Genomic DNA, 14946 nt, shown 5'->3' with positions numbered 1-14946 from the left:
ATCGGTGTTTGCGTTTCCGGCCACCTTTCTTGAACTCGATCAGTATTGCGTACGGGGAAAACAATGGCGATCAATGAGAATTTTCCAGGAGTGCCAGCCGACCGCCGCATGGCGGCTAAAGGGCGCTCATCCCTCCATCCGCTGCACGAGGCGGCCTTACGCCTTGCCGAGATCGGCCTGCAGCGGCCGAAGGCGAAGTCTCCGAAGACCCGGGATCTCATCAATCTGCTGCTGTGCCATGGCGCCCGCGCCTGGCGTTACTCCCAGCCCGAAGCCCGCATCCATCTGCATGTGACCTCGCCGGACGGCAGCGCGCCGGTGCAGTTGCGCCTGCGCTGAACTGCAGAGCGCCGCGCGTCCGAAAGGACGCGCGGAAGACGTTCAATCCACGCATAAACCTTTCCGGAAATCGGCTCCGGTTTTCCGGGATTAGAGCAGACCAAGGTCCGTAAGTTCGCGTCGAAGATCAGCGGGCATTTCGGCAATGCCGGCGCCAAGGCTTGTCAGGTCGCGCGGCACGTCATCCTCAGTATAATAACGCCAGCCCTGGAACGGACGCTTCGGCTGCACGACCGTCTCGATGACCTCCGGGCCGAGCATCAGGCGGCAGCGCGAAATCCCCTCGCCGTCGGTGAAGGTCTCGATGTCGAGCAGCTTCTGCCTCGCCTGCACCTGCCCCTTAATCACCCAGTAGAGCGAGCCGCCGTCAAGCAGCTCCTCCACACGTTTCGGCGCCATGCGCGTCGTATGCACCGAATGCGGCTCGAGTCCGGCGGCGATGGCGCGCAGTGAGCGTTCCGCCACCCATTCGCGCAGATCGTCTATCGAGTCGGCGCCGACACAGAGTTTGATGAGATGCAATGCCATGCTGCCGTTGAAATCCTTTTGGCAGCGAGCGTCAAGCTTCAAGCATCAAGCATCCACAAACTCAGCATTCGACGACGTTGACGGCGAGCCCCCCGGTCGAGGTTTCCTTATATTTCTCGCTCATGTCATGCCCGGTCTGGCGCATTGTTTCGATGCAGGCGTCGAGCGGCACGAAATGTTGGCCGTCGCCCTTGATGGCGAGCGAGGCTGCCGTGACGGCCTTGACGGCGCCGAGCGCGTTGCGCTCGATGCAGGGTACCTGCACCAGGCCCGCGATCGGATCGCAGGTCATGCCGAGATGATGTTCGAGCGCGATTTCGGCGGCGTTCTCGATCTGCTCCGGCGTTCCGCCCATGACCGCGGCAAGGCCCGCGGCAGCCATTGCCGCTGCCGAGCCCACCTCGCCCTGACAGCCGACCTCGGCGCCGGAGATCGAGGCATTGTGCTTGATGATGCCGCCGATCGCAGCGGCCGTCAGCAGATAGTCGCGGATGCCGTTCTGGTCCCAGTCCTCATGGAAATGCTCGTAGTAGCGGATCGTCGCCGGGATGACGCCGGCCGCGCCGTTGGTCGGCGCCGTGACGACGCGCCCGCCGGCTGCATTCTCCTCGTTGACCGCCATCGCATAGACGCTCAGCCAGTCATTGGCGAGCAGCGGGTTGATGCGGTTGCTGCGCCATTCCTCTTCCAGCTTGTCGTGAATCCTGCGGGCGCGCCGCTTGACGTTGAGGCCGCCGGGCATGATGCCCTCGACCTTGAGGCCGCGCTCGATGCAGGAGCGCATCGCCTCCCAGATGCGGTCGAGCCCCTGATCGAGCTCCTCTTGGCTGCGCTGGCTCTCCTCATTCGCCCGCTTCATCTGCGCGATCGACAGCCCGGAGCGCGCCGCCATCTCGAGCATCTGCTTGGCGGTGGAGAAGGGATAGGGCACGCGCGTCCCACCAGCCGCGTTTTTCTTCGCCCGCATCTGCTCCAGCTCGGTGTCAGTGACGACGAAGCCGCCGCCGACCGAATAATAGATGCGCTTGACGAGCAGCCGGCCGTCCCTGTCATAGGCGGAAAAGACCATGCCGTTGGCATGCCCCGGCAGCGGCTGTTTCTTGTCGAAGATCAGGTCGGTTTTCGGCTGGAACTGATAGCCGGGATGGCCCTCCGGTATGATGCGGCCGGTGCGCTCTACCGTGTCGACGATGCCGTCCATTTTGTCGGGATCGACGCTGTCGGGCGCCTCGCCCATCAGCCCGAGAATGACAGCCCTGCCCGTGCCGTGGCCGATACCGGTATGGGCGAGCGAGCCGTGCAGGCTGACCTTGATCGCTGTGACCTGTGCACCCGATGACGGGCGCGGCCATTCGTTCGACAGGATCAGCTCGAGAAACCGGTTGGCCGCCGACATCGGACCCATCGTGTGCGAGCTCGACGGCCCGACACCGATCTTGAAGACATCGAATACCGAGAGAAACATGGGTGCGCCTTCTGAATATGAGGATGCAAGCTTAAGCGAGGCCGGTTTCGAATCCGTGCGGCGCACCGACATCGCATGGAGCCGGTGCGACATTCGGACTGCAGACTAGAGCGCCGCGACTCCAATAGGACGCGCTAGCACTTTGAGCTTGCGCATAATCCTTTCCGAAAATCGAATCCGATTTTCGGAATCGCGATCTGGCCGTAAGCGCTGGGGTGATGAAGACTATGCGGCGGAAGAACTGGTTGCCTTATCTTGACAGTCTGCACCGGCTCCCAATGTCCTACAGACGTCGATGCAACAGGACTGACGGAGGCCGGCCTGGACAGCGCCCGGCAAGTTGAACTCCTTCGTTGATGCGGGCTCCCCGGATGGGGGTCGGGCAAGGTTGAGAAACCTGTCCGTTCTTAGACGAGACGACACCTTGCAGATTGGGAGATTGGACTTATGGCGCTCAAACGGATGGACAACATCGGAATCGTCGTCGAAGACCTCGGAGTGACGATTGATTTCTTTCGCGAACTCGGCCTCGAGCTCGAAGGGCGGGCCACGATCGAAGGAGAATGGGCCGGACGTGTCACTGGACTGGGCGATCAGCATGTCGAGATTGCCATGATGCGCACACCTGATGGCCACAGCCGGCTCGAGCTCTCCCGCTTTCTCACGCCGCCTGTCGTCGAGGATCACCGCAATGCCCCGGTGAACGCTCTAGGCTACCTCCGCGTCATGTTCACCGTAGACGACATCAATGAGACGCTTGAAAGGCTCCGCAAGCGCGGCGCGCAGCTCGTAGGCGACATAGTGGATTATCAAGACACATATCGGCTCTGCTACATCCGCGGGCCAGAAGGGCTTCTCATCGGACTCGCCCAAGAACTCAGCTGAGCGCTATGCGCGAAGCTTCCCGTTGCGATTATCCTGAATGACCGTGCCGTCGGCGGCATCGGGTTCGGGCGTCGTCGAGATTTGTCGTTGATCGGCCATGGTTGAAGTTGCGCCGTGCAGCAGGCGCTTTTCGATCTCTTGCAGGTTGAGGATCGCGCTGTCCATTTGATCAGCCGGAGTTTCGCGCGGAACCATCCGCAAGCGATTATCCTGCCATAGCTGGACCAGCCGCCGCCGACCGGGAACCTCGATCGTCTCGTGGATGAACCATGCCCCGATTGCCGCAACGAAAAGCGTCACCACGATGAGCGCCGGTTCTGGCATCAAGGCATCAAAGGTCAGACGCGTCAGGAACATTATGGGGACATGAAAAAGGTAAAGTGAAAAGCTGATCTTCCCTAGAAACCGTACTGGTGCAGCTGCCAGGGCATGTGCAGCGATGGGCGGTTGTCGAGCGACGAGCCCGACAATGACGGCCGCGGCCACCGCACTTTGCAGGCTCCAAAATTCAGGGGAAAAGCCCGACGAGACATGCCTGTAAGTGAAGAACACCGCCAGAAGGAAAAGCGTTAAAATTCCTGTGAGGGCAGATGGATTCCATCTATTCCAATGGGAATGCATCATCCCGGCAATTGCGCCGAAAAGAAAGTAAGGAAGCTTGGAGACGAGCACTATTCCCGGGCCTGGCAATTCAACCAGGCCATCCACGATGACGACCACCGTGAGGCCGACAATCACGCCGCTATAGCGGTGCGGTCGGGCCAGGCAAAGCCACAGGACAGGAAAGAGCAGATAGAATTGGATCTCGGGTGGTATCGACCAGAAAACACCGCTCGAGCCGAGAAGAAAGACATGACGCACAAAATCTGTGACGCCAACGATAGGCTGAACAAAATGCAGATTTTGCATGATCGACAGCATCGCCACGAAAACGACGGCCGCCAGGTAAACCGGATAGATGCGAGCAAAGCGGCTCACAAGAAAATCCAAGACGTTTTCTCTCGTCACCGGCCGTGAACCATAGAGATGAGCCATCAGGAAGCCACTGAGAGCAAAAAACAAACCGACAGCTTCGTCGCCCACCGTCACGAGATGCGGCGCTGTGATTGGAAAGATAAAGCCAATATGGGCTTCAACGACCAGGAGCGCAGCGACACCGCGCAGGCCATCGAGACTGGGAATGTAATCCGGCCGGCTCATGGGTCACTTTTGAATCAGGTTTTCAGTCCTGAACATTGGCTATCACGACTTTACAAGCGGTTAACGCGGTGCCCTGCCCGTGCACCTCTAGACTGGCGTTACGCTAAAGCATGTCGCGCAAAACTGTGCAGCGGTTTTCCGACAGCGACATGCGTAAAACAAAGGCCTCAAGCACGAGAAGCGGATCTGAAAGATCGCGACGCTCTAACTCTCGCATCGTGCTTTCCGATAATCGATTCCGATTTTCGGGCCGATGCGCTAGGGTGCATCTCCAAGACGGCAAATTGCTTTGGAAAACGGAACCGCTTCTCCATGACAGCCACCAACCGCATTGCCCTCTCCAGCGACCACGCCGCCATTCAGCTCCGGCAGGCCATTGCCGGTCATATCGCGGCGCAAGGCTGGATAGCAGTCGATATCGGACCGACGACGCCGGAGAGCACACACTATCCTAAGCAGGGTGAAGCGGCGGCGCGGCTCGTCGCCTCCGGCGATTGCCGGTTTGGCATCATTCTATGCGGCACCGGCCAGGGCATCATGATGGCGGCGAACAAGGTCAAGGGCATCCGTTGCGGCGTCTGCGTCGACACATTCTCGGCCCGCATGATCCGCCAACACAACGATGCCAACATGCTATCGATTGGCGTCCGCGTGGTGGGCGAAGGGCTGGCGCTCGATATCGTGGATGCGTTCCTGACCGCCCAGTTCGAAGGCGGCCGGCATGCAACGCGGGTGGAGATGATTGAGGCGCTGGAGGGGTAGCGCCGTCCTTTTCTTCTTCTTCTTTGGGTCCCGCCCCGAATCTCCAAGCTGACGGATCACCGCATTGCTACATTTAGGTCCAGAAGATGCCGGTCGGCTATCCACCAAGCCTCGTCGTTTCCCGACGACTCGATTATGCCGAACTGCCGCATGGCCAAAAGCCCGCGTCAAGCCGCCCAACTCGGCCATGCGGCAAAATTCAACTTGCGGCATACTGGCCGCATTCATGCGGAGACTGGATCACTGATGACGACGGCGGACTATATCGCTCTGGCCTTCTTTGCCTGGGTCTGGATGGGCTATTCCTGGCTGCTGCGTGGCCGTACCTTCTTCGGGCGCACCAGCCTCACCCATGCGATGACCGAGCGGCGGCGGGAGTGGATCTATAATTCGCTGCGCCGCGACCTGAAGATGATCGACACGCAGATCATGGCCGGCCTGCAGAACGGCACCGCCTTCTTCGCTTCGACCTCGATCTTCGCGATCGGCAGCTGCTTTGCTTTGCTCGGCGCGACGGAGAAAGTCGACGCCGTCTTCGCCGACCTGCCCTTCGTCTTCCATGGCGGCCATGCCGTTTTCGAGATGAAGGTCGGCGGGCTGGCAGCGCTTTTCGGCTATGCCTTCTTCAAGTTCGGCTGGTCCTACCGGCTGTTCAACTATTGCACTATTCTCTTCGGCTCGATCCCGATGATGCGCGACAGCGAGCGCGACATCATCGCCGCCGAGCGGGCCGCCGAACGCGTCATCCGCATGAATGTCATTGCCGGCAGCAATTTCAACGAGGGCCTCAGGGCGATCTTCCTGTCGATTGGTTATCTCGGCTGGTTCATCAACCCTTATGTCTTCATGATGACGACGGCGATCGTCATCTTCGTGCTGGCGCGGCGGCAATTCTTCTCGGAGGCGCGACTGGCGATCATGGATGCCGGCCCGCCATCAAATCTCCACCTTTCTGCTATTCGCCGCGATATGCCGTCGAGCGACGGACGTGATTTGCCCGAGGGACTTTGATGACATTGCCGGCAACGGAAACCGATGCGGCGGCAAGGCCACCGCGCATCGGTCTATTGGATACGGCGCGCGGCGTCGCGCTGATCGCCATGGCGAGCTACCATTTCAGCTGGGATATGGAATTTATGGGCTATCTCGCGCCGGGCACGGCCGAGACCGGCTGGCTGAAGATCTATGCCCGGGCGATCGCCACGACCTTTCTCTTCATCGTCGGCATCAGCCTGGTGCTGTCGAGCAAGCCCGAGATTCGCTGGCCCTCCTTCTGGAAGCGCTTCGGCATGATTGCCGCGGCAGCCGCGGTGATCTCGATCGCCACGCGCATCGCGATGCCGGACGAGTGGATCTATTTCGGCATCCTGCATTGTATCGCGGTGCTCTCGCTCATCGGCATCGTCTTCTTGAGACTGCCGCTGGCCCTCACCCTCATCGCCACGCTCGCGCTCTTTGCCGCCTGGATCACCGACAATTTCGGCCCGCCCGGCCTGCTGCGCTCATCCTTCTTCGATCCCCGATATCTCGCCTGGATCGGCCTTGCGGTGATGCCGGAACGGTCCAACGACTACGTGCCGCTGTTTCCCTGGGCAACGCCCTTCTTCGCTGGATTGAGCATCGCCTCGATCGCCATCAGAACCCGGTTGCTGCACCGGCTTGCGGCCATCGGCACCGGCTCCTGGTGGCCGGCGAGGCTTGGCCGCCACAGCCTTGCCTTTTACCTCATCCACCAGCCGGTGTTGATCGCTATCGCCTACGGGCTGTCCCTCGTCGTCCCACCGCAGGCGCCGGATCCGGTTGCGACTTACCTAAGGCAATGCAACGCCTCTTGCGTCATGCAGCAAGGCGAAGCGCTCTGCCGCAGCTTCTGCCGGTGCACGCTGGAGAAATTGCAGGCGCAAGCCCTGTTCACGCCGCTTCAGGCGGGCACGATCGATATACAGAACGACGAGCGGGTCCAGACCATTGCCGCCGAATGCAGCGCCGAGGCAGAATGAATTCGCCGACAATACGGCGCTTGATCAGGTGGTGACGCCGATTTCGGCGAGGCGGCCGAGGCAGGTCTCTTCGATAGCGTCGAGTTCCGCCAGCGTGTCGTCGATATCCTTGCGCTTCTGGCGCAGGTCGTCGCGCTTCTCGTCGACGCGCTTCATCAGGAGCTTCAGCTGGCCGAGTTCGCCCGGCGGCTCCTTGTAGACCTGGATGATCTCACGGATTTCGGCGATGGTGAAACCGATGCGCCGGCCGCGGAGGATTTCGGCGATGAGCCGCCGGTCGGCTTGCCGGAACAGACGGGTGCGCCCGCGCCGCTCCGGATGGATCAATCCCTCGTCCTCGTAGAAGCGGAGCGTGCGCGTCGAGACCCCGAATTCGCGCGTCAGCTCCGTTATGCTATAAAACTTGTTCACCGGCATGTGTTCCCCGTCGTCGGACAGACGATAATATTGACTTTTACGTAATAGTCAATTTTTGGCGGTTCAGATGCCGAACCACCATGTGGCGATGCCGAGAAAGGCGAAGAAGCCGGTACAGTCCGTCACCGTCGTGACGAAGACGGAAGAGGCGATCGCCGGGTCGGCCCCCATCTTGTCGAGCAGCAGCGGCAGCAGGATGCCGGCAAGGGCTGCCGCTATCAGATTGATGATCATCGCCGCCGCAATCACCCCGCCGAGCTGGTAGTCGTGGAACCAGGTACCGGCGATCGCGCCCATGATCGTCGCAAAGACGATGCCGTTCAAGATGCCGACACCCGCCTCCCTGCGGATGATGCGGCCGGCATTGTAGATGTCGAGATCGCGAGTGGCGAGCGCGCGCACCGTCACCGTCATCGTCTGCGTGCCGGCATTGCCGCCCATCGAGGCGACGATCGGCATCAGCACCGCAAGCGCGATCATCTTCTCGATCGAGGCGTCGAACAGGCCAATGACGCTTGCCGACAGCATCGCCGTGCCGAGGTTGATCAAAAGCCACAGGAAGCGCGAACGCACCGTCGACAGCACATTGTCCGACAGCTCTTCGTCGCCGACGCCGCCGAGGCGCTTGATGTCCTCGTCCGCCTCCTCATGGATGACGTCGACGACATCGTCGATGGTCAGCACGCCGACCAGCCGGCCGTTTTCGTCGACGACGGCAGCCGAGAGAAGGTCGTACTGCTCGAAGAGCTGGGCCGCCTCCTCCTGGTCCATCTCGGCCGGGACCGGATGGTTGGTCTCACGCATGATCTGCTCGATCTTCGTCTGCCGCTTGGTGCGCAGGATCTGGTCGAGATCGACGGCGCCGAGCAGCTTGAAGGTCGGATCGATGACGAAGATCTGCGAGAAGGAATAGGGCAGATCCTCCTCGTCGCGCATGTAGTCGATCGTCTGGCCGACTGTCCAGAACGGCGGCACGGCGACGAATTCCGTCTGCATGCGGCGCCCGGCCGAGCTTTCGGGATAGTCGAGAGCCCGGCGCAGCCGCACCCGTTCGGTAAACGGCAGCTGGGCAAGGATTTCCTCCCGGTCCTCCTTGTCGAGGTCCTCGAGAATGTAGACGGCGTCGTCCGAATCGAGTTCGCCGATCGCCGCGGCGATCTGCGCGTTCGGCATCTGGTCGACGATCTCGCGGCGGATCGCCTCGTCGACCTCGGTCAGCGCCGTCATATCGAAATCGTCGCCGAGCAGGCGCACCAGCGCCAGGCGCTGATCCGGCTGGATCGATTCCAACAGGTCGCCTATTTCCGATTCATGCAGGCGAGCAACGTTCTGACGCAGGAACAGCGTGTCGCGATCGGCGATCGCAGCACCGACGAGCGCCAGGAAATCGCTGCGGACATTGCCGTCCTCGTCGTAGATATCAGCGTCCTCGTCATCGGGACGCCTGCGGATGCGGTCTTCCTCATCGGTCGTCGTCATCTGCCGCCCTCGCATCTGGTTCGAATTTCAACGACTGCCGCGCCGCATTCGCAAATGTCGGCTGAAAACACATTATCAACAAGCGGATAAGCGAATCCCGCGCGAGGCTCCCGCAGCCGGAATTCTTGGCCCCTGCTAGCCCAAAGCACCCGTGTCGTAAAGCGGCAAACCGCGCTTCGTGATGACAATGCTCGTGGCCGGCGATAGTTTCCTCACCCGTCCAAGCAGAGGAAGCCTGCCCCATGCCCATCCGTCCAATTTTGCGCTATCCACATCCGGGCCTGAAGACTGTCTGCGCACCGGTGACGGCCTTTGATTCCTCGCTCGCCGCGCTTGCCGACGACCTGCTGGTGACGATGCGCGCTGCCCCTGGCGTCGGCATCACCGCCGCCCATATCGGTGTCTTCAACCGTGTCACGGTGCTGGAACTCGACAAGGCCGACGGCGTGCGCCTCTACGTCAATCCTCATATCACCTGGTTTTCGAAGGAGACGTTGACCCATACCGAAGGCAGCGTCTCCATGCCCGGTGCGACCGATGAGGTCACGCGCCCGCGGGCGATCCGCTTCCGCTATCAGGATGCCGAGGGCGCCATGCACGAGGACGGTGCCGAAGATTTCCTTGCCATCTGCATTCAGCACGAGGTCGACCAGCTCGACGGCATTTTCTGGCTACAGCGCCTCTCACGGCTGAAACGCGACCGTCTCGTGAAAAAATGGGAGAAGGCCCAGGGCTGACAATCACGGCCGACAAATCGCCGTCCATGCCGAACCATTCGCCGTTGCCGGCGTTTCCAGCAAAGAAACAAGGAGCGACTGCAATGGCAAGAATCGGTGACAAGCCCCCGATTTCCCGGGAAAAGCCTGAGCTTTCCCGGGAGGAAGATTATCGCGACCTCGAAGAGCGCAATCTCGACGACGGCTGGCCCTATGCCGACGGCAGCGGCGCCGACCCCGCCAACCGCCCTTATGGCGAGACCGCAGCCAATTTCGACAGCGATCCCAACAAGGGCTTCCGGGTCGATGGCACGGATGAGGACGGCAACGAGAATCGCCTGAAGGATTCCCTGCGCGCCGATACGATCGACCGCGATGAAAGCGACGATCTCGAAGCGCGGGTGAACGACAATCTCGAAAACATTCCTGAGGTCGACATCGACAGCATCGAGGTTCATGCAGATGGTCACGTCGTCACCCTGGAAGGGTCGGTGGAGACAATCGGCATCGCTCGCAAGGTCGAACTCGGCGCGCTTTCGGTCGATGGCGTCCGTCACGTCCGCAACAAACTGCAGCTGACCGGTGTCGATGCGCATATCCCGAACGAGGACTGAGTTCACGCCCAAGGCGCAGATCACCAACCGAAGGCGGGCTGCCGTCTGCCGTTGGTGATCTTTCCCAATATTACCAAAAGTTAACAATTTAAGATTGCAGCACCAGCTGTCTTATTCGTGACACCAATCGCCTATTTTTGTTAGGCGGCTTCTGTCACGCGAAGGTCAATTTCGTTGACAACACTGTGATTTCATTTGGACAAAAGGTCGCGGGTGCGTCGCCATATTATCACAAAATTGCCTGAATTGGGGCGCGAACTCGTGTGTGCCGAGGGTTAGTTTATGTTGTGGAATTCAACAGCAGATTGAGGAGATAAACCCATGCGCATCAAATTTGCCCTTGCCGCGTCCCTGTTCGCCGTCAGCCTTGCAGGCGCTGCCTTCGCCCAGCCGACCTATTCCGACGACTACACCAACGACAGCGACGGCTTCGCGCCGAGCCCCACCTCGAAGCCGGCCCCAGTGCACTACAGCAGCCGCAAGGCTCCGTCCTATTCCAGCGACTACACCAATGACAGCGACGGCTTCGCACCGAGCGCCATGGCAGCCCCTGCCGTCGACAAGACCGCAACGGCCAGCATCACGCCGCTGCCCCCATGCCATAGCATGATCGGCCCGAAGGGCTCCCATACCAAGGGTGCCGACAGCGGCGCTTCCCGCACTGAAGCATGCCGCGCAACCCATTGATCCGATAAAAGAAAGGGCCGGAAACCGGCCCTTCTCTTTTTCAATCCATCTTTATGTCGTCTTAGAATACGAATGGAACGAGCCGGTAACGGGTCGTGGCCATGAAGGCCTCGTAGGCAGGATCCTGCTTGAGCAGACGCTCCTCCGCCAACAAGCGGAAACATTGGGCGGTCAGGGCCGTCGCATAGATGGCAAAATTCCAAAGGCTCGGATGGACCAGGAAGAAGCCGATGTGTGTCATCAGATAACCCGCATACATCGGATGGCGGACAAATTTGTAAGGCCCGCCGATCTTGACGCCGCGATTGGCCGGCACCAGGCCGAAGCTTCGCAGCAATGTCAGCTTTGCCGATATCTGCAGGACAAAACCGAGTGCCATCGCCGTCCCGCAGAACGCGAGCGGCGCTAGCGGCTGTGTCGCGGAGGGCGCGGCAAGCAGCGGGAAGATCGTCCCGATGGCGGTGACCGCCCAATCAGAGAGGCGCAGCGACGCATTTCTCGTCGTCCGGCGGGTCAGGATGAGGAAGGCGGCAGCTCCCTCCGAAACGATCAGCAGGCAATCGATGATCGCCCGATTGTCCTGCATCTGCGGCAGGACACGCATGACAATCCCGACGAAGAAATAGCCGATGAGAACCTTCTCGATAATATCGAGAGCGAAATACACATCGAGGAATGACCAGCTTGCCGCTGCTTTTTTTCTCATTGTCCTCGGACTTCCATATTCACACAGCTGTGATCTCGTATATATTTTCAATCGCTAATTATAGGTTAAAACGTTGGCTCAGATCTGACAGTGAAGCGATTGCCGAGTCTGACGGCAGAATGCGCCCGGCGAGCGTTTCGCCGAAGGAAAATGGTGGGTCGAGAAGACTCGAACTTCCGCGGATTCTTCCACAGCGACCTCAACGCTGCGCGACCGCCAAATCTGCCACGAAGCATTGTTTCACTTAAGAAAAGACCGAAACCAGCCCTTCTTTCTGATACAAATTGCCCCGGTCGCCATGATCAGTCAGGTTTCGCCGGTCGTTTCGCCGAAAACCGCCTCAAAGGCGGTGCGCAGCCGGATATCGACATCAGCCATCATCACAGGCAGGCCAAGATCGACGAGGCTGGTCACGCCATAGGCTGATATCCCGCAGGGCACGATGCCGCCGAAATGATCAAGATCCGGATCGACGTTGAGCGACAGTCCGTGGAAGGTCACCCATTTCCGCAGCCTTATGCCGAGAGCGGCGATCTTGTCCTCGGCCATCGTCCCATCGGCCAGCAACGGCTTTTCCGGCCGGCGCACCCAGACGCCGACGCGATCTTCACGTCGCTCACCGCGGACATTCATCATGTCGAGCGTGCGGATGACGACATCTTCAAGGGCGGCGACAAAGGCGCGCACGTCCTGGCGCCGCCTTTTCAGATCAAGCATGACATAGGCGACGCGCTGGCCGGGTCCATGATAGGTATATTCACCGCCACGCCCTGTCGCAAAGACCGGAAACCGGTTCGGCTGGACGAGGTCCCTCGCATTGGCGCTGGTGCCGGCAGTATAGAGCGGCGGATGTTCGACGAGCCAGACGAGTTCATCGCCGCCATCTGATATCACCGCCACCTCGCGCTCCATCGTCTCCACCGCCTCCTCATAGGGAACGAGGCCATCGGCGATGCGCCAGCGTACCGGCCGGGTTCCGAGTCGGGGAAGCATAGAGAATTCGAGATCGGTGCGAAGCATGGTCATTCCTTGCCGCTCTCCCCGAAATGCCTGCGAAAAAGGGGCGGCAGGACAGCTATATGGACCTGTTTCGGGGCCAATTCAAATGCTGTGAGCGGTTTTCAAAAAAACTGTCATATCGCCCTTGTGCACCCCAGATGCTTTTGCTACATGCTGCCCCGCCGACGCAAATCGGCACCTACCACGATGCGGTCGTGGCGGAATTGGTAGACGCGCAGCGTTGAGGTCGCTGTGGGGCAACCCGTGGAAGTTCGAGTCTTCTCGACCGCACCATTTCCCTTCAGGGAAACGCTCTCTAAGCGATGATTTCGATTTCACCTCGAAGCTATTTGCGGTTGCTTGGCTTGATTGCCTGGCTTTCCCGTGATTGATGGCGTCATCGTCGCAAGAATCAGCAGCCATGTCAGAGCCCCATCAAAATTCCCTGCAGGGCATGGCCATCATGTCCGGCGCCATGCTCATCCTGCCGACCATGGATGCGATCGCCAAATACATGGCGACCTTCGAGGCGATGTCGCCGGGCCAGGTGACCTTCTACCGATTCTTCTTTCAGATCGCCTGTACCCTGCCGATTCTTTTCGCCCTCTTCGGGCTTAAGGCGCTTTCGGCCAAACGGCCATGGATGAATCTGCTGCGCGGCGTGCTGCATGGCGCTGCGAGCCTGCTTTTCTTCGTCGCCGTCAAATACATGCCGCTCGCCGATGTCTTCGCCATCTATTTCGTCGAGCCCTTCATGCTGACCGCGATGTCGGCATTGTTTCTCGGCGACAAGGTCGGCTGGCGGCGCTGGATGGCGATCATCGTCGGCTTCGGCGGCGCAATGATCGTCATTCAGCCAAGCTACGAGATCTTTGGGCTGAAGGCGCTGCTCCCGGTCGCCTGCGCCTTTCTGTTCTCGCTCTATCTCTTCCTCAACCGCGCCATTGGCGAGGCCGATTCGCCGCTGACCATGCAGACGATGGCCGGCATCGGCGGAACGATCTTCATGGCGGCTGCGCTTTTCGTCGGAAACAGTTTCGGCAATGCCGATTTTGCCGTCTCTCTGCCCTCCTCCGGTCTCGGCCTTATCCTGCTTCTCGCCCTCGGCTCGATCTCGGGATATGCGCATATGCTCGTGGTCCGGGCTTTCCGCCTCGCTCCGCTGTCGCTGCTTGCGCCGTTCCAGTACTTCGAGATTATCTCGGCGACCGTTCTCGGCTATGCGTTGTTCAACGATTTCCCCAGCTTTTCCAAATGGATCGGCATCTTCATCATCGTTGCATCAGGCCTTTTCATCATCTGGCGCGAGCGGCTGCAGGCGCAAACGTTAAAATCTTCCTGACCTCGGGAATATCAGATTAACTCCTCTTCTTGAGGGATCGTCAATTCGCAGGCGCTAAAACTGTCTCCGGTTTCATGATGAAGCCTGGAGTTAAAACATGAGCGAATTTCGTCTCGCTTTTCCGGCCTGTGTCGTGGCCGGCAAGCATCGGCTGACGGCCGAAGATATAGTACTGCTGCGCAAACATAGTTTTCCGGAGGGTATCCGGACATCCGACGACGTCGTGGCGATGTTGGCGCTCAACAATTCCTGCCCTGAAAAATGTGCCGACTGGAACGCTTTCTTCGTGGAGCAGCTCGCCGGTTTCATCGTCCATTACACCTATCCGCAGGGCTCGCTGGATGAAATCAACGTCGCCTGGATCATGCGCATGTTCACGACCGATGGTGTCGTCAACTCGGCGCTCGAGCTCGAGCTCATTCTCCACGTTATGGAGATTTCGACCGATGTCCCAGTTGAGTTGAGAGCGCTTGCCCTCGATCAGCTTCGTCTGGCGATCACCGACAATATCGGTGGCTACAAGCTGTCGCGCGCCATCGATCGCCGGGGCATCACGCGCCAGGACGTCGACTACGCAATGCGCATCTTCAGAAGCGTCGCCGAAGGCGGCATCATCCCCGTCTCGTCGGTCGAATACGGCGTTCTCCAGCAGATCGAGCAGGCAACGCTGTCCGGCGCCAATCATCCGCACTGGGCGGGGATCATGGCTGCCGTCGAGCTGCGCGATTATGCCGAGCCGCGTCGCAGCCGCTGGCTGCGCATCGTCGACGAGGAACCTGTCTCCGAAGCTGCCGTCGCCTGACGCTC

General features: G+C 59.9%; 17 protein-coding genes and 1 tRNA gene. 11 read left to right on the top strand and 7 right to left on the bottom strand.

The window, feature by feature from the left end; translation table 11 throughout:
• Positions 1-63: 63 nt before the first annotated feature.
• Positions 64-339: a hypothetical protein gene (locus tag BS629_RS29905; RefSeq protein ID WP_003559631.1), complete on the top strand. Its 276-nt coding sequence runs from the start codon at positions 64-66 to the stop codon at positions 337-339.
• Positions 340-429: 90 nt separating this feature from the next.
• On the opposite strand, the gene BS629_RS29900 is transcribed toward BS629_RS29905, so the two are convergent.
• Both BS629_RS29900 and BS629_RS29895 read right to left on the bottom strand, forming a co-directional pair.
• Positions 430-867, bottom strand: coding sequence for a DUF1489 family protein (locus tag BS629_RS29900; RefSeq protein ID WP_026188400.1), 438 nt, complete (start codon positions 865-867; stop codon positions 430-432).
• A 61-nt stretch (positions 868-928) separates the two neighbouring features.
• Positions 929-2332, bottom strand: a complete 1404-nt coding sequence (locus BS629_RS29895) for an L-serine ammonia-lyase (RefSeq protein ID WP_026188401.1) — start codon at positions 2330-2332, stop codon at positions 929-931.
• A gap of 447 nt (positions 2333-2779) precedes the next feature.
• On the opposite strand from BS629_RS29895, the gene BS629_RS29890 reads away from it, so the two are divergent.
• The gene (locus BS629_RS29890) at positions 2780-3217 is read left to right on the top strand and encodes a VOC family protein (RefSeq protein WP_018242128.1); all 438 of its coding nucleotides are present in this window, start codon (positions 2780-2782) and stop codon (positions 3215-3217) included.
• Between the two features lie 3 nt (positions 3218-3220).
• On the opposite strand, the gene BS629_RS29885 is transcribed toward BS629_RS29890, so the two are convergent.
• On the bottom strand, positions 3221-4417 hold the full coding sequence (locus BS629_RS29885; protein ID WP_018242129.1) for an acyltransferase family protein: 1197 nt from the start codon (positions 4415-4417) through the stop codon (positions 3221-3223).
• Between the two features lie 312 nt (positions 4418-4729).
• Between BS629_RS29885 and rpiB the strand changes: the two genes are divergently transcribed.
• The 3 genes from rpiB (at position 4730) to BS629_RS29870 (ending at position 7179) form a co-directional block, all read left to right on the top strand.
• Positions 4730-5179: a ribose 5-phosphate isomerase B gene (gene rpiB / locus BS629_RS29880; RefSeq protein ID WP_018242130.1), complete on the top strand. Its 450-nt coding sequence runs from the start codon at positions 4730-4732 to the stop codon at positions 5177-5179.
• A 246-nt stretch (positions 5180-5425) separates the two neighbouring features.
• Positions 5426-6190 (top strand): DUF599 domain-containing protein, encoded by a 765-nt coding sequence (locus tag BS629_RS29875; protein ID WP_026188402.1) that lies wholly within the window; start codon positions 5426-5428, stop codon positions 6188-6190.
• Positions 6190-7179, top strand: a complete 990-nt coding sequence (locus BS629_RS29870) for a heparan-alpha-glucosaminide N-acetyltransferase (RefSeq protein ID WP_018242132.1) — start codon at positions 6190-6192, stop codon at positions 7177-7179. The genes BS629_RS29875 and BS629_RS29870 overlap by 1 nt, the downstream gene beginning before the upstream one ends.
• 24 nt (positions 7180-7203) lie before the next feature.
• Here BS629_RS29870 and BS629_RS29865 read toward each other — a convergent pair whose 3' ends face one another.
• A complete protein-coding gene (locus tag BS629_RS29865; protein ID WP_018242133.1) occupies positions 7204-7596 on the bottom strand; it encodes a MerR family transcriptional regulator in 393 nt (130 codons plus the stop codon).
• Between the two features lie 63 nt (positions 7597-7659).
• Complete coding sequence (mgtE, locus tag BS629_RS29860; protein WP_018242134.1) at positions 7660-9075, bottom strand: magnesium transporter; 1416 nt, start codon at positions 9073-9075, stop codon at positions 7660-7662.
• Between the two features lie 242 nt (positions 9076-9317).
• On the opposite strand from mgtE, the gene BS629_RS29855 reads away from it, so the two are divergent.
• The 3 genes from BS629_RS29855 to BS629_RS29845 all read left to right on the top strand — a co-directional run bounded on the left by BS629_RS29855 (position 9318) and on the right by BS629_RS29845 (position 11092).
• Complete coding sequence (locus BS629_RS29855; RefSeq protein WP_018242135.1) at positions 9318-9812, top strand: peptide deformylase; 495 nt, start codon at positions 9318-9320, stop codon at positions 9810-9812.
• Positions 9813-9895: 83 nt separating this feature from the next.
• Positions 9896-10405: a BON domain-containing protein gene (locus BS629_RS29850; RefSeq protein ID WP_018242136.1), complete on the top strand. Its 510-nt coding sequence runs from the start codon at positions 9896-9898 to the stop codon at positions 10403-10405.
• A 321-nt stretch (positions 10406-10726) separates the two neighbouring features.
• Positions 10727-11092 carry a hypothetical protein gene (locus BS629_RS29845; protein ID WP_018242137.1) on the top strand — a complete coding sequence of 122 codons (366 nt, stop codon included), beginning with the start codon at positions 10727-10729 and terminating at the stop codon, positions 11090-11092.
• Positions 11093-11153: 61 nt separating this feature from the next.
• On the opposite strand, the gene BS629_RS29840 is transcribed toward BS629_RS29845, so the two are convergent.
• Together BS629_RS29840 and lipB are read right to left on the bottom strand one after the other, a co-directional pair.
• Complete coding sequence (locus tag BS629_RS29840) at positions 11154-11798, bottom strand: methyltransferase family protein (protein WP_018242138.1); 645 nt, start codon at positions 11796-11798, stop codon at positions 11154-11156.
• 306 nt (positions 11799-12104) lie between these two features.
• Positions 12105-12824: a lipoyl(octanoyl) transferase LipB gene (lipB, locus tag BS629_RS29835; RefSeq protein WP_018242139.1), complete on the bottom strand. Its 720-nt coding sequence runs from the start codon at positions 12822-12824 to the stop codon at positions 12105-12107.
• 182 nt (positions 12825-13006) lie between these two features.
• On the opposite strand from lipB, the gene BS629_RS29830 reads away from it, so the two are divergent.
• The 3 genes from BS629_RS29830 (at position 13007) to BS629_RS29820 (ending at position 14941) form a co-directional block, all read left to right on the top strand.
• Positions 13007-13091 (top strand) — tRNA-Leu (locus BS629_RS29830).
• Between the two features lie 97 nt (positions 13092-13188).
• Positions 13189-14139 (top strand): DMT family transporter, encoded by a 951-nt coding sequence (locus BS629_RS29825; RefSeq protein ID WP_018242140.1) that lies wholly within the window; start codon positions 13189-13191, stop codon positions 14137-14139.
• Between the two features lie 97 nt (positions 14140-14236).
• Positions 14237-14941, top strand: a complete 705-nt coding sequence (locus BS629_RS29820; RefSeq protein WP_018242141.1) for a hypothetical protein — start codon at positions 14237-14239, stop codon at positions 14939-14941.
• The last annotated feature ends 5 nt before the right edge of the window (positions 14942-14946 follow it).

The sequence above is a fragment of the Rhizobium leguminosarum bv. viciae USDA 2370 genome, assembly GCF_002008365.1.
Lineage (GTDB): Bacteria > Pseudomonadota > Alphaproteobacteria > Rhizobiales > Rhizobiaceae > Rhizobium > Rhizobium leguminosarum.
Note: the sequence above shows the minus strand (reverse complement) of the source record. Positions and strands in the feature narration are given on the sequence as shown.

Coding starts and splice junctions, on each gene's coding strand:
- BS629_RS29905 (WP_003559631.1), top strand. CDS start 64: ATGGCGATCAATGAGAATTTTCCAGGAGTGCCAGCCGACCGCCGCATG.
- BS629_RS29900 (WP_026188400.1), bottom strand. CDS start 867: ATGGCATTGCATCTCATCAAACTCTGTGTCGGCGCCGACTCGATAGAC.
- BS629_RS29895 (WP_026188401.1), bottom strand. CDS start 2,332: ATGTTTCTCTCGGTATTCGATGTCTTCAAGATCGGTGTCGGGCCGTCG.
- BS629_RS29890 (WP_018242128.1), top strand. CDS start 2,780: ATGGCGCTCAAACGGATGGACAACATCGGAATCGTCGTCGAAGACCTC.
- BS629_RS29885 (WP_018242129.1), bottom strand. CDS start 4,417: ATGAGCCGGCCGGATTACATTCCCAGTCTCGATGGCCTGCGCGGTGTC.
- rpiB (WP_018242130.1), top strand. CDS start 4,730: ATGACAGCCACCAACCGCATTGCCCTCTCCAGCGACCACGCCGCCATT.
- BS629_RS29875 (WP_026188402.1), top strand. CDS start 5,426: ATGACGACGGCGGACTATATCGCTCTGGCCTTCTTTGCCTGGGTCTGG.
- BS629_RS29870 (WP_018242132.1), top strand. CDS start 6,190: ATGACATTGCCGGCAACGGAAACCGATGCGGCGGCAAGGCCACCGCGC.
- BS629_RS29865 (WP_018242133.1), bottom strand. CDS start 7,596: ATGCCGGTGAACAAGTTTTATAGCATAACGGAGCTGACGCGCGAATTC.
- mgtE (WP_018242134.1), bottom strand. CDS start 9,075: ATGACGACGACCGATGAGGAAGACCGCATCCGCAGGCGTCCCGATGAC.
- BS629_RS29855 (WP_018242135.1), top strand. CDS start 9,318: ATGCCCATCCGTCCAATTTTGCGCTATCCACATCCGGGCCTGAAGACT.
- BS629_RS29850 (WP_018242136.1), top strand. CDS start 9,896: ATGGCAAGAATCGGTGACAAGCCCCCGATTTCCCGGGAAAAGCCTGAG.
- BS629_RS29845 (WP_018242137.1), top strand. CDS start 10,727: ATGCGCATCAAATTTGCCCTTGCCGCGTCCCTGTTCGCCGTCAGCCTT.
- BS629_RS29840 (WP_018242138.1), bottom strand. CDS start 11,798: ATGAGAAAAAAAGCAGCGGCAAGCTGGTCATTCCTCGATGTGTATTTC.
- lipB (WP_018242139.1), bottom strand. CDS start 12,824: ATGACCATGCTTCGCACCGATCTCGAATTCTCTATGCTTCCCCGACTC.
- BS629_RS29825 (WP_018242140.1), top strand. CDS start 13,189: ATGGCGTCATCGTCGCAAGAATCAGCAGCCATGTCAGAGCCCCATCAA.
- BS629_RS29820 (WP_018242141.1), top strand. CDS start 14,237: ATGAGCGAATTTCGTCTCGCTTTTCCGGCCTGTGTCGTGGCCGGCAAG.